The organism is Pseudomonas sp. DF11 (assembly GCF_058148565.1).
The window spans coordinates 44100-66123 of record NZ_JBYVYN010000016.1 but is presented as its reverse complement, the minus strand read 5'-3'; the positions used below and the strand labels follow the sequence as shown (position 1 = coordinate 66123).

At 61.4% G+C, this 22024-nt stretch carries 10 protein-coding genes and 1 pseudogene; 7 read left to right on the top strand and 4 right to left on the bottom strand.

Going from position 1 to position 22024, the window contains the following annotated elements; all coding sequences use genetic code 11:
• Positions 1 to 7054 (top strand): annotated as a pseudogene (locus AC30D9_RS28770) (LapA family giant adhesin); the annotation flags it as partial.
• A 141-nt stretch (positions 7055 to 7195) separates the two neighbouring features.
• Positions 7196 to 7534, top strand: coding sequence for a tryptophan synthase subunit beta (locus AC30D9_RS28765; protein ID WP_307576622.1), 339 nt, complete (start codon positions 7196 to 7198; stop codon positions 7532 to 7534).
• Between the two features lie 271 nt (positions 7535 to 7805).
• On the opposite strand, the gene AC30D9_RS28760 is transcribed toward AC30D9_RS28765, so the two are convergent.
• The 3 genes from AC30D9_RS28760 to lapG all read right to left on the bottom strand — a co-directional run bounded on the left by AC30D9_RS28760 (position 7806) and on the right by lapG (position 12208).
• Positions 7806 to 8177: a DUF6124 family protein gene (locus AC30D9_RS28760; RefSeq protein WP_307576624.1), complete on the bottom strand. Its 372-nt coding sequence runs from the start codon at positions 8175 to 8177 to the stop codon at positions 7806 to 7808.
• Between the two features lie 1446 nt (positions 8178 to 9623).
• Positions 9624 to 11570 (bottom strand): cyclic di-GMP receptor LapD, encoded by a 1947-nt coding sequence (gene lapD, locus AC30D9_RS28755; RefSeq protein WP_490145335.1) that lies wholly within the window; start codon positions 11568 to 11570, stop codon positions 9624 to 9626.
• A gap of 14 nt (positions 11571 to 11584) precedes the next feature.
• Positions 11585 to 12208: a cysteine protease LapG gene (lapG, locus tag AC30D9_RS28750; protein WP_370873791.1), complete on the bottom strand. Its 624-nt coding sequence runs from the start codon at positions 12206 to 12208 to the stop codon at positions 11585 to 11587.
• Between the two features lie 268 nt (positions 12209 to 12476).
• Here lapG and AC30D9_RS28745 point away from each other — a divergent pair, with 268 nt between their 5' ends.
• The 5 genes from AC30D9_RS28745 (at position 12477) to AC30D9_RS28725 (ending at position 19611) form a co-directional block, all read left to right on the top strand.
• A complete protein-coding gene (locus tag AC30D9_RS28745) occupies positions 12477 to 13169 on the top strand; it encodes a GntR family transcriptional regulator (RefSeq protein ID WP_134922351.1) in 693 nt (230 codons plus the stop codon).
• A gap of 685 nt (positions 13170 to 13854) precedes the next feature.
• On the top strand, positions 13855 to 14631 hold the full coding sequence (locus tag AC30D9_RS28740) for a DUF3050 domain-containing protein (RefSeq protein ID WP_134922350.1): 777 nt from the start codon (positions 13855 to 13857) through the stop codon (positions 14629 to 14631).
• On the top strand, positions 14628 to 15560 hold the full coding sequence (locus AC30D9_RS28735) for a diiron oxygenase (RefSeq protein ID WP_490145334.1): 933 nt from the start codon (positions 14628 to 14630) through the stop codon (positions 15558 to 15560). Before AC30D9_RS28740 ends, AC30D9_RS28735 begins: the two co-directional genes overlap by 4 nt.
• 10 nt (positions 15561 to 15570) lie before the next feature.
• Positions 15571 to 19116, top strand: a complete 3546-nt coding sequence (locus AC30D9_RS28730) for an amino acid adenylation domain-containing protein (protein ID WP_490145333.1) — start codon at positions 15571 to 15573, stop codon at positions 19114 to 19116.
• A gap of 30 nt (positions 19117 to 19146) precedes the next feature.
• Positions 19147 to 19611 carry an SRPBCC family protein gene (locus tag AC30D9_RS28725; RefSeq protein ID WP_490145332.1) on the top strand — a complete coding sequence of 155 codons (465 nt, stop codon included), beginning with the start codon at positions 19147 to 19149 and terminating at the stop codon, positions 19609 to 19611.
• A gap of 463 nt (positions 19612 to 20074) precedes the next feature.
• Here the strand turns inward: AC30D9_RS28725 and AC30D9_RS28720 are convergent, their stop codons facing one another.
• Positions 20075 to 21955 (bottom strand): methyl-accepting chemotaxis protein, encoded by a 1881-nt coding sequence (locus AC30D9_RS28720; RefSeq protein WP_134922346.1) that lies wholly within the window; start codon positions 21953 to 21955, stop codon positions 20075 to 20077.
• Between the last annotated feature and the right edge of the window lie 69 nt (positions 21956 to 22024).

Below are 22024 nucleotides of genomic sequence, written 5' to 3'. Positions count from 1 at the left end.
CACGCCTGCGGTCACCACGATCACCGACTCTACTGACACTACCGGCCTGACGCTGACCGCCAGTGACACCATCACCGAAGGCGGCTCGATCGTTTACACCGCGACCCTGACCAACGCCGCCGGCTCGCCAGTCACCGTGACCCTGAGCAACGGTGCAGTCATCAACATCGCAGCAGGCGCCACCACTGGCACCGTCACCGTCGATGCGCCGAAAGACGATGTCTACAAAGATGCCGGCAAGGTTGAAGTCAGCATCGACAAGGCCACTGGCGGCAACTTCGAGCACCTGGTCCCAAGCACCACGCCTGCGGTGACCGACGTCACCGATACCATCGACACCAGCACTGTCTCGCTCACCGCTACGTCTACTGTGGCTGAAGGCGGCACTGTCGTTTACACCGCGTCGGTGAATGCGCCAGTCACCGACGCCCCACTCGTCGTGACGTTGAGCAACGGCCAGACCATTACCATCCCGGTTGGCGCAAGCTCTGGCTCGGTAAACTTCGTCACGCCAAACGACGCCCTCGCTGGCGGCGATAACCTGAGCGTCAAGATTGACGACGCCAAAGGCGGCAACTACGAAAACCTTGCCATAGATGGCAAACCGGCTGACACCACCGTCACGGATACCCAGGACACAACCGGCCTGACGTTGAGCGCGACCGACACCGTCGCCGAAGGCGGCTCGATCGTTTACACCGCAACCCTGACCAACGCCGCTGGCACACCCGTCACCGTGACCTTGAGCAACGGCGCCGTCATCAACATCGCCGCTGGCGCCACCACTGGCACCGTCACCGTCGACGCGCCGAAAGACGACGTCTATAAAGACGCCGGCAAGGTTGAAGTCAGCATCGACAAGGCCACTGGCGGCAACTTCGAGCACTTGGTCCCAAGCACCACGCCAGCCGTGACCAACGTGACCGACACCATCGACACTTCGACGGTCAGCCTGACGGCCACGTCGACTGTGGCTGAAGGCGGCACTGTCGTTTACACCGCGTCGGTGAATGCTCCAGTCACCGATGCTCCGTTGGTTGTTACCCTATCGAATGGTCAAACCATCACCATCCCGGTAGGCGCAAGCTCCGGCTCGGTAAACTTCGTCACGCCAAACGACGCCCTCGCTGGCGGCAACCACCTGAGCGTCAAGATCGACGACGCTAAAGGTGGCAACTACGAAAACCTGGTTGCAGATAAAACCCCGGTTGAAACCTCAGTCACTGACGTTCAGGACACTACCGGCCTGTCCCTGTCGGCGACCGACACCGTCGCCGAAGGCGGCTCGATCGTTTACACCGCAACCCTGACCAACGCCGCTGGCACCCCCGTCACCGTGACCCTGAGCAACGGCGCCGTCATCAACATCGCGGCAGGCGCCACCACTGGCACCGTCACCGTCGACGCGCCGAAAGACGACGTCTACAAAGATGCCGGCAAAGTTGAAGTCAGCATCGACAAGGCCACTGGCGGCAACTTCGAGCACCTGGTCCCAAGCACCACGCCAGCCGTGACCAACGTGACCGACACCATCGACACTTCGACGGTCAGCCTGAGCGCGACTTCGACTGTCGCTGAAGGCGGCACTGTCGTTTACACCGCGTCGGTCAACGCACCAGTCACCGATGCTCCGTTGGTTGTTACCCTATCGAATGGTCAAACCATCACCATCCCGGTTGGCGCCAGCAGCGGTTCGGTAAATTTCGTCACGCCAAACGACGCCCTCGCTGGCGGCGATAACCTGAGCGTCAAGATTGATGATGCCAAGGGTGGCAACTATGAAAACCTTGCCATTGACGGTAAACCGGCTGACACAACCGTCACGGATACCCAGGACACAACCGGCCTGACGTTGAGCGCGACCGACACCGTCGCCGAAGGCGGCTCGATCGTTTACACCGCAACCCTGACCAACGCCGCCGGCACGCCAGTCACCGTGACCTTGAGCAACGGTGCCGTCATCAACATCGCCGCTGGCGCCACCACCGGCACCGTCACCGTCGACGCACCGAAAGATGATGTCTACAAAGATGCCGGCAAAGTTGAAGTCAGCATCGACAAAGCCACTGGCGGCAACTTCGAGCACTTGGTCCCAAGCACCACGCCAGCCGTGACCGACGTCACCGATACCATCGACACCAGCACTGTCTCGCTCACCGCTACGTCTACTGTGGCTGAAGGCGGCACTGTCGTTTACACCGCGTCGGTGAATGCGCCAGTCACCGACGCCCCTCTCGTCGTGACGTTGAGCAACGGCCAGACCATCACCATCCCGGTAGGCGCAAGCTCCGGCTCGGTAAACTTCGTCACGCCAAACGACGCCCTCGCTGGCGGCGATAACCTGAGCGTCAAGATTGACGACGCCAAGGGTGGCAACTATGAAAATCTTGCCATTGACGGCAAACCGGCTGACACCACCGTCACGGATACTCAGGACACAACCGGCCTGACGTTGAGCGCGACCGACACTGTCGCCGAAGGCGGCTCGATCGTTTACACCGCAACCCTGACCAACGCCGCTGGCACACCCGTCACCGTGACCCTGAGCAACGGTGCAGTTATCAACATCGCAGCCGGCGCCACCACTGGCACCGTCACCGTCGATGCGCCGAAAGACGATGTCTACAAAGACGCCAGCAAGGTTGAAGTCAGCATTGATCACGCCACCGGCGGTAACTTCGAGCACCTGGTCCCAAGCACCACGCCTGCGGTGACCGACGTCACCGACACCATCGACACCAGCACCGTCTCGCTCACTGCGACACCGACTGCAGTTGAAGGTGGCACCGTCGTTTACACCGCGTCGGTGAATGCTCCAGTCACCGACGCCCCACTCGTCGTGACGTTGAGCAACGGCCAGACCATCACCATCCCGGTAGGCGCAAGCTCTGGCTCGGTAAACTTCGTCACGCCAAACGACGCCCTCGCTGGCGGCAACCACTTGAGCGTCAAGATCGACGACGCCAAGGGTGGCAACTACGAAAAACTCGCTATCGATGGCAAACCGGCTGACACGTCGGTGACCGACACGCAGGACACGACTGGCCTGAGCCTGAGCGCCACCGGTACGGTCGCCGAGGGCGGCCAGATCACCTACACCGCCACTCTGACCAACGCCGCCGGCACCCCCGTCACCGTAACCCTGAGCAATGGTGCGGTCATCACCATCGACGCTGGCAAGACCACCGGCACCGTTATCGTCGATGCACCGAAGGACGACGTCTACCAAGACGCCGGTAGCGTCGCGGCAACCATCAAGACCGCCACGGGGGGCAACTTCGAGAACCTGGTCCCAAGCACCACGCCAGCGGTGACCACCGTCACCGACACCGTCGACAACACCACCGTCAGCATCACCGGCAGCTCGTCGGTCACTGAAGGCCAAGCGGCCACGTACACCGTCAGCCTGACGAACCCGGCGCAAACCGAGGTGACAGTCAAGATTGTCTACAGCGGCACTGCCGTCGACGGCACGGACTTCACCGGCGTCTACACCGTGAAGATCCCGGCCAACGCCACCAGCGCGACCTTCAATGTGGCGACGCTGGACGACAAGATCACCGAAGGCACTGAAAACTTCGTGGTCAAGATCGACTCGGCCACCGGTGGCAACTTCGAGCACCTGGCGGTCAGCGGTACCAATGGCAGCGTCAGCACCTCGATCATCGACAACGATGCGCCACCGGTCCTCGACCTGGACGCCAACAACTCCAGCGGCAAGACTGGGGCCGATTACCAGGTGACCTTCACCGAAGGCACCGCTGGCCCGGGCGTGTCCATCGCCGACACCGACCTGAAAATCACCGACCCGGACAGCACCATGCTGACCGGCGCCACCATCGTGCTGACCAACCGTCAGCCCGGCGATGCGCTGAACCTGGGCAACAGCGTCAACGGCATCAGCATCAACGCCAACAGCACCAACGGCACGGTCACGCTGACGCTGTCGGGCAATGCGACGCTGGCCGACTACATGCAGCAGATCAAGAACATCAGCTTCATCAACAACAGTGAAGACCCGAGCACCGTACCGCGCATCATCACCGTGACGGTGACCGATGGCAGCAACTACTCCAACACCGCCACCACTACGGTGAACGTGGTCGGGGTCAACGATGCGCCGGTTGCCACTGGCGGCGCCGTGACCGGTACCGAAGACACTTCGCTGGTCCTCGGCTGGTCGACGTTCGGCATCAGCGATGTGGACAGCGCCGCCGCCAGCCAGGGCGTAAAAATCACCGGGCTGCCGAGCGACGGCAAGTTGCAGTACCTGGACGGCGCCACCTGGAAGGACGTGGCCAACAACCAGACCTTCACCAAGGCTGACATCGACGCTGGCAAGCTGCGCTTCACCCCCGATGCCAACGAATCCGGCGCCAACGGCAACCCGGCCGGTGTGGGCGATCAAAAGGCCGATTACGCGCAAATCAGCTTCCAGCCCACCGACGGCCAGGCGCTGGGCAATACCAGCACCGTGAAGATCGACATCACCCCGGTCGCCGACGCACCGACCCTCAACGTGGCCGGTAACAACGTGACCTCCACCGGCTTGATCAAGGAAGTCTGGACCGGCCTGTCGGGCCTGGGCACCGATGGCAGCGGCGCGCCGTCCGGCACCCTTAAATCGGTGATCGATGCCGCCGGCACGCCGAACAGCACCAGCACCGTGACCAACGTGCAGTCCGACAGCAACGTTAACCCGGGCACCGCGTCGAAAACCTCGGGCCTGATCTTCCTCGAAGCCGGCAAGACCTACACCTTCAGCGGCACGGGCGATGACAGCCTGCTGGTCACCATCGGCGGCAAAACCGTGGCGGCAACGACCTGGGGCGCGGGCGGCCAGTTGAACGGTTCGTTCACACCGACCACCAGCGGCTACTACACCCTGGACATCTACCACCACAACCAGACCGGCCCGGGCAGCTATGACGTGAACCTGTCGGTCAACGGCAGCACACCGGTCGACCTGAACGGTGCCGGCGTACCGCTCTACACCGGCGTGACCGACCTGGTAAATGCTGGCGTGACCGTCTCCGACCTGCACGGCACCAACGGCGAAGGCTACTACGACGGTTACAAGCTCAACGAGGGCGCCGAAGGCACCAGCGTGCACCTGTCGAAGATCACCACCGCCCTGACCGACACCGACGGTTCCGAAAGCCTGAGCGTGAAGATCGGCGGCATCCCGGAAGGCAGTGTACTGAGCGACGGCGCAGGCCATACCGCGACCGTGGGCAGCAATGGCGAAGCTTCGGTCACCGGCTGGAACCTGGGTAGCCTGACTCTGACACCGCCGACCTACTACAACGGCCAGTTCAACCTGACCGTGACGTCGACGTCCACCGAAGCCCTCGGCGGCTCGGCGGTGAGCACGGCGCAGATCCCTGTCACGGTGTACCCGGCGACCTACAACGCCGTCACCGCCACGTCTGGCAGCGACAACGTCACCGGCACCGACGGCAACGACATTGTGGTCGCCGACATCGGCGGCCTGACCGTGGTGCCGGGCGTCAATTACAACATTGCCTTCATGGTCGACAGCTCCGGCAGCATGAGCGATTCGTCGCTTTCCGCAGCCAAGACCTCGCTGACGTCGGTGTTCAACACTCTCAAGCAAAGCATGGGTAGCAACTCGGGCACGGTGAACATCTTCCTGGCGGACTTCGACAGGCAAGTGAACAAGACCGTTTCGGTCAACCTCAAGGACCCGAACGCACTGGCGCTGCTCAAGGGCGTGCTGGACTCAATGGCGTCCGGCGGCGGCACCAACTACGAGGACGTATTCAAGACCACGGCCAACTGGTTCAAGAGCACTGAAGCCTTGAGCAACACCGGGGCGAAGAACCTGACTTACTTCATCACTGACGGCCAGCCGACCTTCTATCAGTCTGGCGAACAGACCAACCCGACCCTTTACGGCGACGTGAAGCTCGACAGCCTGATTACCACGACCAACTACAAACTGGGCCAGACGTTCAGCGCCGACCTGGACAGCACACACCGCGTGAAGGTCGACGAGTCTGGCAATGTCACGCTGCAAACCTGGAAAAAAACCTGGGGCGGCTACTGGAGCGACGAAGCGCTGGGCACCTTGCATGCCCAGGGTGACGGCACCTATGAGCTGTCGTATCGCGACGGTACCGGCAACAGCACCGACTCGAGCACGACCAGCAACTCCCTGAGTGCCTTCGCACTCCTGAGTTCGCTGTCTGGCGTGGAAGCCATCGGCCTTAACAGCGATGTGACCCTGGCCGATCTCAAGCCATACGACTCGGATGCAAAACCGCAGACCAACATCGACCCGAAAGACCTGGCGAACTCGATCATCGGCCACACCGAAGCGACCCTGCCGGGCGCCGATACGGTCAACGGCGGCGAAGGCAATGACATCCTGTTCGGCGACCTGGTGAGCTTCAACGGCATTGCTGGCGAGGGCTACCAGGCCATCCAGGCGTTCGTGGCCCAACAGAGCGGCGTGGACGTCAGCAAGGTCACCACCAGCAACGTGCACCAGTACATCACCGAACACTACACCGCGTTCGATGTGTCCGGTGCCCACGATGGCAATGACACCCTGCTGGGCGGCGCCGGCAACGACATCATTTTCGGCCAGGGCGGCAACGACACGCTCGACGGTGGCAAGGGCAATGACATCCTGCTGGGTGGCACGGGTAACGACACTCTGATCGGCGGCCAGGGCAACGACACCCTGATCGGTGGCCTGGGAGGCGATACCTTTGTCTGGAAGTCCGGCGATACCGGCACTGACGTGATCAAGGACTTCAAGGCCAGCGAAGGCGATCGGATCGACCTGCGAGATCTGCTGCAGGGCGAAACCGGCAGCACCATCGACCACTTCCTGAAAATCAGCACAGTCGATGGCGTGTCCTCGCTGCAAGTCAGCACCACCGGCCAGTTCAACGCGGCCAATGGCGCAGCGGCCACACCGGATGTGACGATCAAGCTCGAAGGCAACAACTGGTCGAATATCAACCTGAACACGTTGATCGCCGGCAGTGACCCGACCATCAAGGTCGATCACAACAACAGCTGACCAGGCCCTCACGGCCGCCCTTCACAGGGCGGTCGTGCACGGTTGCTCCCTGGATGACGATTTCGTCTTCACCCTCCATACTCCCCCACAGTTGGCCTATGCTGCCCAGCATGACGCCGCTTCATACATGAGGGATGCCCGATGTTTTACGTGCAACGTGATGCACAAGGCCTGCTGGTGCGCGTAGAAGCCACCGCCTACACCGAAGCCACCGAGACCTTGCCGGCCGACAACCACGAGATCCAGGACTGGTTCGCCAACCAGGCGGTGGAAAACAGCCTCAAGCAGCTCAAGCAGAGCGACCTGGAGATGATCCGGGTACTCGACGACTTGATCCAGGTGCTGACCAGCAAAGGCGTGATCCGCGTCACCGACCTGCCACCGGCGGCCCAGGCCAAACTGATGGACCGCACCCAGGCCCGGGAAGCATTGGGCGGGTTGAGCCGGTTGATCGATGATGATGAGAAGGGGTTGATCTAGGCCTGGTTTCATCGGTGTCAGGGCTGCCCTCATCGCGAGCAGGCTCGCTCCCACAGGGGGAGGGGTAAGTCGCAGATATTGCCGTCACACAGTTCTTATGTGGGAGCGGGCTTGCTCGCGAAAGCGGTGGGTCAGATGTCGATGATGTTGACTGTGCCGCCCCCTTCGCGAGCAAGCCCGCTCCCACATTGGATTTGTGCCAGGGCGCAATTTTCCATTCGCCAACAGATCTCTTGTTCGCGATGGCAATCGTCAATCCACCGCAGGCCTGTCAGCTCGACGCTTGCACTTCAAGCCGATCCATCGCCCGCTCCACCAACAGATGCACCCCATCGGCCATTCGGCTGATTGCCAGGATCACGCTGCGGCGCGAGCCGTCGACGTCATCCGCCAGGTCGGCGGCGATGGCGCTGATGGACAGCAAGTCTTCGGAGGCATTGGCCAGGAGGGTTTCGGTGTCGATGTCCGGGGAGACCATGAAGAGCTGGGCGGTTTGGGGTTTTCCCGAGGCTTCATCGGTTGGTTTGGGATTGAGGTAGTAGTCGAGGGCGCGTTGGGCGGCTTCGTCGAGTTTTTTGGATTTAGAGGTTTTTTCGGAGGCGTTGCCAGGGTTTTCTGGCGGATTTGGTGTGACCTTGAACATGTCGTGAAGCTCCATCTGTAGAAGTGGAACCGACACCCTTCGCTTGCACGCAAATGAGGTGGCAGTTGTACGCAGGTGTGCAAGACCGGGCAGACGGAACCCCGGCAGACTCCTCCTCGCGAAGAAATCTCCCACGCACAACCGCCATAAAGCGCTTGCGCGTCGTCTTTTAACCGGCTTGCACGCCAGTGTCACCGTTTTTTTCAGTGACAAATCCAGACTAGCCACGGGACAGACGCCGGACAAGTTCTCCAAGTTCGCTACAACTCGAAGGAAATCTCCTAGGACCTGACTTTTAGAGGGGGTGTATATCCGTTTCTGCGGTAACGGCTACTTACGGTTCCGCCCTGACGGCGGCTCACTTTTGAGAAGCGCAAAAGTAAGCAAAACGCTTTTGCCCCACCACTCGGCACCTCGCTAAGGCTCGGTGTGCCCTCACTCCGGCATTGCTCCGTGGGCCGCCGCGAAGGGCCATCCATGGCCCAGCGCGGCTACCTCGGCATCCATGCCGAGGTGCCCACTGCGCAATGCCTGCGTTCGGCCATCGTGGTTAACGGGGCGCCAAAATCTACGTCCACCGCGAGGCGGCCTTATAGCCGACCTGGTTCTTGATGGAGACCGCGTTTCTCCTGTGGGGGCGAGCCTGCAACATAGAATCTCCCACAGCGTTTACCGTTGATCAATCTGTGCCGTGATGGCTGGGAAGCTTTTGTGGCGAGGGGATTTATCCCCGCTGGGCTGCGCAGCGGCCCCCAAACCAAGCAACTCGGTGTGCCAGGAAGGCTGAGTTCATTGCTTTAGGGCTGCTGCGCAGCCCAGCGGGGATAAATCCCCTCGCCACAGGACTGTGCCGCTCCCAAAAACCCTGTGGGTATCCAACATCACCACAAACTGACCCTCCGCATCGCGAGCAAGCTCGCCCACAGTTGGACCGGGGTATGGCCGGAGAACCAGGCCGGCTGTCAGGCCGCCTTCGCGAGCAGGCTCGCTCCCACAATGGGATCGGAGTACGGCCGGGAGAGCCAGGCCGGCTGTCAGGCCGCCTTCGCGAGCAGGCTCGCTCCCACAATGGGATCGGAGTACGACCGGGAGAGCCAGGCCGGCTGTCAGGCCGCCTCGCTTCGGCTTTTGATCTGGGCCCCCGTTAACCACGCTGGCCGAACGCAGGTATTGTGGAGTGGGCATCCCGGCATGGATGCCGGGATAGCCGCGCTGGACCATGGATGGTCCTTCGCGGCGGGCCCACGGAGCAATGCCGGAGTGAGGGCATGCCGAGCCTAGGCGAGGCACCGAGTGGTGGGGCAAGACCTTTTGGTTACTTTTGGGGCGTTTGCCAAAAGTGACACGCCGTAAGGGCGTAACCGCCAGTGGCCGTTACCGCTGCAATGGATATGTACTCGTTCAAAAAGCACAGGCCGGCTACCAGGCCGCCTCGTCAACAAAGCCTCACCCCCACCGCCGAGGCTCCCCAACCAACTGCCCCTGCACCCCAAACAACCCCATCTCCCGAATCACCGCCAACTCCCCCTCCGTCTCAACCCGCTCGGCAATCAACGGCAGGTCAATACTGTGAGCCGCACGCTGGATCGCTTCAATGAACAGACGCTTGTCACTCTCCTGATCAATGGCACGGATATAACTGCCATCGATCTTCAGATAAGCCAACCCCAGGCGCGACAAGTTGCCGATCATGCTGAACCGCCCACCAAAACGCTGCAGGCTCAGAGAGAAGCCAAGCTCGCGCAGATGCCGGGTCAACTGCTCCAGGACAGCTTGCTCCGGCAGTTGCTCTTCACCAATCTCCAGGGTCAGGCGCTCCCCGAGGTTGGAATGCGCCCGCAGAATTTCAAAGACCTTGTTCAGCGCCTGCGGATCGGCCAAGGTCGCCGAAGACAGGTTCAACGCCAGGGATTGCTCATGTCCGGCCATTTGCTCAAGCACCTGTTCGAGCATCAAGCGGTCCAGGCGCGCGGTCCAGCCAAAGCGTTCCAACCACGGCAGGAACCGCCCGGCGGGAATCGTCTGCCCCTGCTCGTCCAACAACCGCGACAGCACTTTGTAATGCAGTACCACCTGGGTGTCCTGGGCAGCCACCACCGGCTGGAAGTACAGCTCGAAGCGTTGATGGTTCAAGGCCTGGTCGAGCAAAGTGTGCCAGGCATGGTGATCATCACCGACGCTGGCCACCGCACTGTGTTCAAGGCAGGCCCAGCCCGGTTCGCCCTGGCTTTCGGCCTGGGCCAGGGCCTGGTCGCCGAGCTGGAGCACCGCTTGCGGCGAGTCGCCATGGACGAATGGCGCCAGCCCGATGGAGGCCACCGACGCCACATCTGTCGCACCGGTGGCATGCAAGCTCGCCAACGCGGCTTCGAGGTTCTGCGCCAATTGCAGCGCTTCTTCACGCACCAGGCCCGGCGCCAGCACAGCGAACTCCCCGCCACGGATGCGCGTCACCAGGTTGTGGGTTTCCGGATACCGCGCGCACTCACGCAGCAATTGTTCGCCAACCGCTTTAAGCAACTGATCGGTGCGCTGCCCGCCCAGCCGTTGGTTCAAACCGGCCAGGTCCTTGACCCGCAGCAACAGCAGATAACCGGAACTGGCCTGCTCCGGGTTGCTCACCCGGACATTGAGCTGCATTTCGAAATAGCGCCGGTTGGCCAGGCCCGTGAGGTTGTCCTGATAGGACTCGATCCGCAGCTTCTCACTGCGCTCGGCCTGTTCCTGGAACAGCGCCTTGAGCTTCTCGACCATCTGGTTCATCGCCTGCACCACACGGCGCAGTTCAGGCGTGCGCGGCAACTCCGGCAGGCTCAGGAACTCGCGTCGAGCGATGGCATGGGACTGATGCACCATGTAGTCCAGCGGCTTGAGCTGGCGACGCAGCAGCAAGGCCCCCAGCACCGCGCTCACGGCGCCACACAGCAAAAGCCAGCCCAAGCTGCCCAACGCGCTCTGCCACAGCTTGGCGAGGGCGAACATCGGGTGGCTGACCACTTCGACCCGCGCCGCCTGCTCCCAGCCGCGACTGACAATGGCATCGCCGCCGGCCGGTTCCAGGCCGATGAGTTTGACGAACCATTGCGGCACGCTGCCGGCGTCCGGCGTGCCGGTGCGCTCGACCAGGGTCTTGTCGGTGGCCACGTCGACCACGCGGATGGTCGCGTAGTAGCCGCTGTCGAAGATCGAGCTGACCATCAGCTCCACCATCGCCGGGTCGTCGATGTTCGGCGTCAACGACAGTGCCAGCGCCGTGGCCGCGTCCTGGGCGTGGGAGCGCAACTGGTTGACGTACTGGGCCCGCGAGCTCTCCAGGCTGACCATGAAGCTGCCGCTGAAGGCAACCACCAGGAACAGACAGATAGCGATCAACAGCTGTTTGAACAAGGACATCTGAGCGCGCGCTCCTAGTTAGTCGTCTCGACCGGAAAACCTTCGGCCTGCATTTTTTTCAACACATCCTGCCACCGGGACAGGCGCTTGGTGTCACCCACTTTCTTGTTGCCCTTGGCGCCCGGCAGCCACAATCCTTCGGCATTGAAAGAGTAGACCGGGAGCAAGTCGGTTCGCTGGCTGGCCGGCAGGATGCCGTCGATCAGGCTGTCGAGGACCAGCGGCATCGCCTCGGGCGTGGCGTAATAGGTGAGCACCATGTGCGCACGGTTCTGCCGCAAGGCCTTGACGTAGGTGATGCGCAGCTTGTCACTGGACACCCCGAGATGACGCAGGCTGAAGTACTTGGCGATGGCGTAGTCCTCACAGTCGCCAGCGCCCTTCCACAAGGCCTGGATCGGGGTTTCCCAGTAGTCGACCTCGCGCCACAGGTCGATGTCTTCCACGTAGCGCACCTGTTTGTTGAAGAACAGGTTCACCACCTTGAGCTGTTCCAGTTCCGGGATCTGTTTCTGCGTCGCCAACAGTTGCTGCCACGCGTCGATCCGTTGCTGCCCTTCGCCCAAGGGGCCATATAACGCTTGCGCCCGTCGGCTGATCTGCGCAAAGTCCCAGTCAGCCCGTAGACCACCCAGCATCAGGCCGGCCAGCAGCAATGCCGAGCACAGCCAGCGCAAGGACCTGAGAACAGGGAAAGGTGCAGCCAAGGGAATACGTCCGAAAAGGGCCGTTGGAAATTCGTTGGATGGTGAAGCCTGGCCCACTAAAAGACAATGGCAGGGTGCAATCACCGCAGGCAGACTAAACTTTAGTTCAGGAATTGGGGCCGCGATATTTTGACGGCTTGGCAATCTGTAACTAATGTTGGCTTGGATCCAATTTCGTTACTACCAGTCAGGTGTTGTCGTGACACAGAAGCCCAAACCGCTTAGCACTATCCAGGTCAACGGGCCTATCCCGGCTGACCGGGCACGTTCGATCATCGAAGAGTCTCTGCGCGAGGCCATCCTCGATGGCCGCCTGCCTTGCGGCACCGCCCTGCGCCAGCAGGAACTGGCCGACCTGTTCGGCGTGAGCCGCATGCCGGTACGCGAGGCATTGCGCCAGCTGGAGGCGCAGTCACTGCTCAATGTGGTCCAGCACAAGGGTGCCGTAGTGGCGCCATTGATTACCAACAATGCGGTAGAAACCTACGCCCTGCGTTCAGTCCTGGAAGCTTTCGCCTTGCGCCTGTCCATCCCGCTGCTCGATGACAGCGACCTGGCACTGGCCGCCCAGTACATCGAACAGCTGGAAACAGAAACCGATCACGCCGAGATCGGCAAGCTCAACCGGCTGTTCCACATGTCGCTTTATCACAAGGCCCCCAACAGCAAGCTGCTGGACCTGATCGAGCGCGAGCTCAATGAAGAAGAGCGCTTCCTGCGCTTTCACCTGTCATCCATGGGGCTGGGCAAGTTGAGCCAGGACGATCATCGCGCGCTGCTCGACGCCGCGCGTGCCAAGGACATCGACAAGGCCATCGTATTGCTGGAACTGCACCTGGAAAAAGCCTCTGTCACCATGCGCCGGTACCTGGAACAGTCGTCGAACCCTTGACTCCACGCCGGCCGCTCCGGCCGGCGTAAAAACTTCTTACATATCCTTCCGACTCACTTGTCGCCTGCGCGGCACGGCCTGGCCGTGGCCGCGACTCGTCGTCCCATCAGTTCAATGGCACTGCCATCGATTTGGGCTCACTCTTGCGCTTGTCGATTCAAAACAGACCTGAAGAAGTCAACGCCTGGCTGAAACCAGACGAATCGAAGCCAATACGCAAGGAGCGTCGCCCACTGGCGGGATGATCGGCTGTCCGACCGGTGTCCCTCCCTTAAATCACAAACTTCTTAATTCCCTGATCCCTGAAGTGCTCCGAGTGAGGCATTCACTCGAACTATTCGATTCTGATACCCCTAAATCGGAAGGAGCTTCTTCGCCCAAATAAAACTTATATTAAAAGTTTTAACAGACCACTTCGCGCCCAATAAACTTGCCACTTCAAATAATTAAAAAAAATCTTGCCGCTCACTTGTTTTGTGTATTAGTTTTTTATTCGTCGAATTGTTATCGACCGCTTCCGTTTTCGGCCAACGCTTCAGAATCAAGCGTTACAGGCTGGCGACGCGCATTAAAGGCAAACACTTAAACTACTTGGGTAATTCATGGATTCCGGTCCAGGCGCCTGTTCGCCTTGATAAACAACGGGCAACTTTCCGGACACAACATCATTGATGAGGACGTTCCAATGCAGCCAACCAAAGAACAACTATCTCTGAAAAAACACGAACTTGGCCAACATCCGGTTTTTTCCGAAATAACATCAATCGATCTGTTACGCCGCTTTATGGAAAGCCATGTGTTTGCCGTGTGGGACTTCATGTCACTGACCAAACGGCTGCAACGGGAGCTGACCTGCGTGCACCTGCCCTGGCTGCCGCCGGCAGACCCGCACGCAGCACGCCTGATCAACGAAATTGTCTTGGGCGAGGAATCGGATGACCGCCCAGGCGCAGGCTATTGCAGCCATTTCGAACTGTACCTGGATGCCATGCGCGAGGTCGGTGCCGATACCCGCGCCATCGAACAATTCATCACCCTGCAGCAGGAAGGCGTCAGCCCCGAGACGGCGCTGGAGAGTGTCGAAGTAGAACCGGCGGCGGCACGTTTCGTCCGCCAGACCCTGCACACCGCCCTGCATGCCCCGGCCCACAGCGTAGCCGCCGCGTTCGTGCATGGACGTGAGAGTGTCATCCCGCAGATGTTCCAGCGCATGTTGGACGCCTGGGGCATTGGCCTGGATCAGGCACCGACGTTTCGCTACTACCTGCAACGGCACATCGAAGTCGACTCCGAGGACCATGGCCCGGCAGCGGAAAAACTGTTGGCCCGGCTGATCGACGGCGACCCGCAACGTGAAACCGAGGTATTGGCCGCCGCCCTCGCCGCCGTCCATAGCCGCGCGGCCCTGTGGGATGGCCTGCGCCAGAGCATGGCCCAACCGGTTGCACAGGTGACGCCATGAACGCCGTCGAATACCAATCCTTCGCCGACGCCTGGGAAAGCCGCGCCACCATCCGCACTCGACCACGGCGTCGGGTGGAAGACGACGACAAGCTGATCTTCCCCATGAGTCGCCAGCCACTGGTGCACAGCCAGACCTTTCTCAGCCATTGCCCGCAGTTGCGCGACTTTGTACTGGTGCAGAGCCTCTACAAGTTCATCAACGACGTGGTGATTTTCGAGACGGAACTGGTGGACCACACCGCCCGGCGCATCGCCAAGAACAGCTTCGGCATCGAGTTCCCGTTCGCCTGCCGTTATGACGCGATGACCGTGGTGGTGGACGAGGATTATCACGCGCTGGTGGCGATGGATTTCATGCAGCAGACCATCGACATGACCGGCATCGAACCGATCCCATTGCCCTCGCAGATCGAACTCAGCCGCGCCATACCCGCGACCCTGGCCCGGGCACCGGAACATTTGCTCAGCGCCGTGGAGCTGATCTGCATCGCCATTGCCGAGAACACCGTGACCAACGAAGTGGCCGCCTTCGCCCGGGACGACTCGGTCAAGGCCTCGATCAAGGGGCTGATGGCCGATCACTTGCTCGACGAGGGACGGCACTCCGGTTTCTGGACCCGACTGGTGCAGATCTATTGGCGCACCGCCCCCGAGGAAGACCAGGAGGCGATTGCCCGATTGATGCCCGGTTTCGTCGCCCAATACCTGGCGAGCGACCTGCAGCAAGCGTTCGACTTCGAGCTGATCGCGCACCTGCCCGTCGACGAATCGGTGCGCCAGTCACTGCGTGAAGACGCCAGTGCACTGGCATATCCCATCAATCGTTTTCACCCGTTGGTGGGCAACATCACGCGCTTTTTCCGCGGCAGCTCGATGCTCGCGTCCCCCTGCGTACGCGACGCCTTCGCTGATTACCTGACCCCATGAGGACCTTTCGATGAGACGCCTCGAAATTGCAGTGCCTGGCACAAGCCAGGCCATGGCCGAACTGGCCCGGGAACTGGAGCTGCATGGCCACGGTGTGGTGGGTCGGCAATCGCCGGCCGAGCACGGCGCGGTCGACCTGTCGATCGACGACGGTACGGTGACGTGCAACACCCAAGCCCGCACATGCCTTCAAGTGCGCGTGGCGTTGCAGGTCATGCCCGGGCAGGCATTACCGCAACCGGTGTTGGTATTTCGTGACGCTGCGCAACGGCTGTTGTGCCAGGAAGTGATCGCGCCGCAACATGACGGCAATGGCCAATCGTTGCGCCTGCGTACCCTGGCGACGCTGGTCGAGACTGGCGCACGACTGGTCAGCCAGTTATCACGGGATCAAACCTGCTTCGATCACTGGCCGACGGCACACGCTGACGCTATCGACCACCCCTTGCTCGGGCTCGATGCGCTGGAACCGCTGGCGTTCGAGCACGGCCTCAATCGGCCGCCGGTACCCTGGCTGCTGGCCGCCGCCGAGGTGCCGGTGATGCACAGCATCGAACAGCGCATGCTCGATGACGCGACGCAACCGGCCCTGTGGGTCGATGGACAACTCATCGACTACAAATCCTTGCGGCGCCTGGCGTTGAGGTTGCAGCAGCCGATGCTGGAAATACTGCAACGAGCAGAACATGAGAAAAGAGCTGTTGGAGAACCTGTGGGAGCAAGGCTTGCCCGCGATGAAGACACCGATGCTCTCAAACAAACCGCGTCATCGTTCATCGGGGGCAAGCCTTCCTCCCACAGGCCTTCCTCCCACAAGGTGATCGGCGTGTGCCTGCCCAAGTCCGCGCAGTTGTACGCGGCGATCCTGGCAGTGCTGGGCTGTGGGGCGGTGTATCTGCCGCTGGACCCACAGCACCCGGCGCAACGTCGACGCTTTATCCTGGAGAATGCCCAGGCGGACCTGCTGCTGCACGACGGCGACAGCGACCTGGGCGAGCTCTCGTTGCCCACGCTGAATGTCCATCAACTGCCAGCACCCAAGCCGGGCATCCCCGCTTCGCTGATCCGCCGCAGGGTCGACAGCGACGAACCGGCCGTGGCGATCTACACCTCCGGCACCACCGGCCAGCCCAAGGGCGTGTTGCTCAGCCACCACAACCTCAGCCATTTCTGTGCCTGGTACGGCGACTACGTCGGGTTGCAGCGCGACAGCCGGGCGTTGCAGTTTTCCACCATCAACTTTGACGCCTCGCTGCTGGATATCCTGCCGACTTTCATCCACGGCGCCCTGCTGGTGGTACCCAGCGAAGACCAACGCCGCGATCCGCAGCAATTGGTCGCGTTGATTCACCAGCAGCACATCAGCCACGCCTTTCTGCCGCCTGCGCTGCTGAGCGTCATGCCCCTCGATGCACCGCTGGGCCTGACGCACCTGATCACCGGTGGCGATGTCTGCGAGCCGTTCGTGATTGAACAGCTGGCACCGCAATGCAAGTTCCACAACATCTACGGGCCGACCGAAACCACGGTCCTGGCCACCACCCGGCAGTTCGGCGTCGGCGACAACAACCGCAACCTCGGCGTGCCCATCGCCAATGGCCGGGTGCTGATCCTGGACGAACAACTGCAACCCGTACCGCAAGGCACGCCGGGTGAGCTGTACATCGCCGGGCCAGGTGTCGGCCTGGGTTATCTGAACGATCCAGCGCTGACCGCGAACCGCTATCTCGACCTGGCGCTGCCCACCGGGGAAACGCTGCGGGTCTATCGCACAGGCGATATCGGCCAGTGGACCGACAGCGGCATTGAGCTGAGCGGGCGGCGGGATAACCAGGTGAAGATCCGCGGCTTTCGGGTCGAACCCGAGGAAATCGAACATTGCCTGCGCGATAGCCAGTTGTTTCGCCAGGTGGCGGTGGGGGTCGATGAACGGCGGCGGATCCTGGCGTTCCTGGTGCATCCCGAGCAAGCGCGACCCGGCGCTGCTCTCCAGGCGCTACGCGAGCATGTGCAGAACAGCTTGCCCAGCTACATGCACCCGACGGCCTACGTCGAGTTACCCAGCCTGCCATACACCAGCAACGGCAAGGTCGATCGTCGGGCATTGCTCGCCATGGCGGTGCAGGTGCACGTCGACGGCCAGCGGCGCCAGCCGCAGAACGCCCTGGAGACGCAACTGCAGCAACTGTGGGCCGAGTTGCTGGAGCTGCCGGTCGAAGACATCGCCACCGACGAAAGCTTCTTCAACCTGGGCGGACACTCGATCCTGCTGTCGCGGCTGCTGCTGAGTATCCGCCAGACGTTCGGTCGCAGCCTGTCGATCAATCGCTTCATTGAGGCGCCGACGCTGATGACCTTGGCGAAGTTGCTAGACGACCCTGAACAAAACAGCGCATCGACCCTCAGCCCCCAGGCCTTCATCGACGCCGAAGCCGAGCTCAACCTCGACCCGTTGCCCATCAGCCAGTGCGGCGATGTGCATAAGGTTGTGGTGACCGGCGCCAACAGCTTTCTCGGGGTGCACATCGTCGAAGCGCTGCTGGCCTGGGGCGCGACCGAAGTCGCGTGCCTGGTGCGCGCCAGCGCTGAACAAAGCGCGGCCGAGCGCTTCTCCCAGGCGCTTCAGGACAATCACCTGACTCACCTGGACCTGGCCCGCGTCAGCGTATATGCCGCCGACATCACCCAGCCGCAACTGGGTCTGCCGGACGACGTCTACGCGCGCATCGACAGTACCTTCGGTGCGCTGGTGCACAACGCGGCCCACGTCAACCATGTGCTCGACTACGAGTCCCTGGCGCGGGACAACGTGGAGCCGATCTTCGAATGCCTGCGCTTGTGTGAGGGGCGCAGCAAGAAGATCTTCAATTTCGTCTCCACGCTTTCGGCGTCCAGTGCCCTGGATGCCGACGGCCAGGTGCTGGAACAGCCCGCCGCCAAGACTCCGCCGATCTACATCAAGAACGGCTACAACCTGTCCAAATGGGTCGGCGAACGGATCCTGCAGCGCGCTCGGGATCGCGGGGTTTGGGTCAATCTGTTCCGCCCCGGCAACATCAGCTTCAACAGCCTGACCGGGGTCTGCCAGCCCCACAAGAATCGCTTGATGCTGATGCTCAAGGGCTCGATCCAGCTCGGCCAGGTGCCGGACCTCTCCCTCAATTTCGACCTGATGCCGGTGGACTTCCTGGCCCGCTTCATCGCCTTCCACGCCAGCCGCTACCAGCCGACGCAAGCGGTGTTCAACCTGCACAATCCCGAGCCGTTGAGCTGGGACGCTTATGTGGCGTCGTTCCGCGACAGCGGCCGGGAGTTTTCCCTGGTGAGCGTCGCCGAGTGGCAACGGCAACTGGCGCGAGTCGATGCCGACAACGCGTTGTTTGGCGTGCTGGGTTTCTACCTCAACGGCTTCGAGGAAGACATCGGCGACATCTCACTGATCAGCCACGACAACGCCCGCGCCGGTGTACGGCAGATGGGTGCCCGCTACCCGGAAAAGTCCCCGGCCCTGCTGCGTCGCGGCGCCGACTACCTCAAGGCCATCGACTTCATTTGAACCACCCAACCCAAAGCAAGGAGCAAGACCATGAGTGCATTGCAACCCGACACCCTGATCAAGAACCCCCATGCCTGCCACGTCGAAACCTCGGTGGAGGTGCCACGCGATGCGGCGAGCGTCTGGGAAATAGTGGGTAATTTTGGCGGATTCGATCAATTCATCCCGGCACTGGAACGCATCGAAATGACTGGCGACGGCGTGAGGTCCCTGCGCAAGAAGTTCTTCCGCGACGGGCAGAACCTGGTGGTGGAACAGCTCAACAGCCGTGACGACCAGGCCATGCACATGACCTGGACGCTGATCTACAACACCCTGGGCATCGACAACCTGTGGGCGGCCATGCGCGTCGAGCCCCTGACAGACAACCGCTGCCGCGCCACCTGGACCATCATCGCCGACCACACCGATGCTCATACGCTGTCGGGGTTCAGGGATTTCCTGCAAGGGTTTGCCGATGAGGCGATGGGAAATGTGCAAGTGATGTTCAAGTAAGCGCCAATGTCCTGTGGGAGAGGGCTTGCTCGCGATAGCGGTGAGCAGCTGGCAGTGATGTTGATTGCGCTGCCGTCATCGCGAGCAGGCTCGCTCCCACATTGGTTCCGGGCTGGGCCGAAGATCCAGACTCACCGCCAATGCCCTGTGGGAGAGGGCTTGCTCGCGATAGTGGTGGGGCAGCTGGCAGTGATGTTGATTGCGCTGCCGTCATCGCGAGCAGGCTCGCTCCCACATTGGTTCCGGGCTGGGCTGAAGATCCAGACTCACCGCCAATGCCCTGTGGGAGAGGGCTTGCTCGCGATAGCGGTGAGCAGCTGGCAGTGATGTTGATTGCGCTGCCGTCATCGCGAGCAGGCTCGCTCCCACATTGGTTCCGGGCTGGGCCGAAGATCCAGGCTCACCGCCAATCCCTGTGGGAGCGAGCCTGCTCGCGATTGCGGTATCGCGGTTAGCGGTACTGTCAGATCTTGAAGCTGTCCACCAGTTGCTTCAGTCGATTGGCCTGTTGCGACAAGGCATCGCAATCCTTCAGGGTTTCATTGAGGTTGGCCACGCTTTGCTGGTTCAGCAGGTTGATGTGGCTGACGTCCATGTTGAGGGTTTCCACCACGGCGGTCTGTTCTTCGGTCGCGGCGGCCACCGACTGGTTCATGCCGTCGATCTCACCGATGCGCTGCGTCACGCTGACCAGGCGCAGACCCGCCTGGTTAGCCACTTCCACGCTTTCTTCGCTGGAGACTTGGCTCGCGTTCATGGTGGTCACCGCTTCACGGGAGCCGACCTGCAGCGAGGTGATCATCTTGTGGATTTCTTCCGCCGACTCCTGGGTGCGATGCGCCAGGTTGCGCACTTCATCGGCCACCACCGCAAAACCACGTCCGGCTTCACCGGCACGGGCCGCTTCGATGGCCGCGTTCAGGGCCAGCAGGTTGGTTTGCTGGGAGATGCCCTTGATCACATCCAGGATGTGCCCGATGTTGTCGGTGCTGGCGTTCAGGGTTTCGATCTGAGTGCAGGAAAGGCTGATTTTCTGCGACAGCTCGGTCATGGCCTGAATGGTTTTCTCCACCACCTGACGACCGTCATCGGCCTGTTCGCTGGCACCGCTGGCATGTTGCGAAGCATCGGCGGCATTGCGGGCGATTTCCTGGGTCGCGGCGCCCAACTGGTTGATGGCCGCGGCCACGCTGTTGGTGCGGGCGCTCTGTTCATCCGAGCCAACGAGCGAAGCGTTGGACGAGGTCATCACCCGCTGTGACAAGTCATGCACCTGGCGAGTCGCGGAAGACACTTCGGAGATCGACGCGTGAATCCGCTCCACGAACTGGTTGAACGAGCCGCCCAATACCGCGAATTCATCCTTGCCCTGTACAACCAGGCGCCGGGTCAGGTCGCCCTCGCCCTGGGCGATGTCCTGCATGGCGCGGCCCATGGTGGTCAACGGACGCATCAGCACTTGGATCAGCATGCTCAGCAGCAAGGCAATGGCCGCCACCGCGACAAACATCGCGATCAACGCAGACGTACGGAACTGGCTCAGTGGCGCGTAGGCCTTGGCCTTGTCGATCGACAGACCGATGTACCACTCGGCGTTCGGCAGGCCGGTGACAGGGGTAAACGAAAGGATACGGTCCTGGCCGTTGAGCTCGACCTCCTGGATCCCCTTGCCAATGCGCACCGGGGTGCCGGGGTAGATGTCCTTGAGGTTCTTCATCACCTGGTCTTTATCCGGGCTGACGATCACCTGACCGTCGCCGCTGACCAGGAACGCATGGCCGATGCCACCGAAATCCACGGAGTTGATGATTTTCACCAGGGTTTCCAGGCTCAGGTCACCGCCCACCACGCCGAGCAGTTCGCCGTTGTGCTTCACCGGCAAGGCAATGGTCACCACCAGGCCACCCACCGCCGCCATGTAGGGTGGGGTCAGCATGGTTTTATCGGCGCTCACGGCTTGTTTGTACCAAGGGCGCTGACGCGGGTCGTAGCCGTCAGGCATTTTTGCGTCCGGACGTTGGGTGAAGACACCGTTGGCCTGGCCCACATAAGTGAACTGGAAGTTCGACGTCAGCGCCGGCTGATCGACCAACCCCGGCAGATCGGCACCAGAGCCTTGATGGGCGATGTTTTGCGCCAGGTTCTCCAGCACCAGTATCCGGCCACTCATCCAGTTCTGGATGCTGCTGGCGGTCAGGTCGCCGGATTGCTCGATGGACGACTCAAGGCTGCTGCCGATGGTGTTGCGCTGCAAATAATCGTTGTAGAGCGTGAACAGGGCAAAAGCCAGAACCACCACCCCAGAGGCGGCCAGAAGGATTTTGTGGCTGAACTTCAGATTCATCGATGAGCTTCTTATACAGGGAGTGGGGGTGCGTTCCAGGTTGTCAACGTTCCATGTAACAGCGCGGGC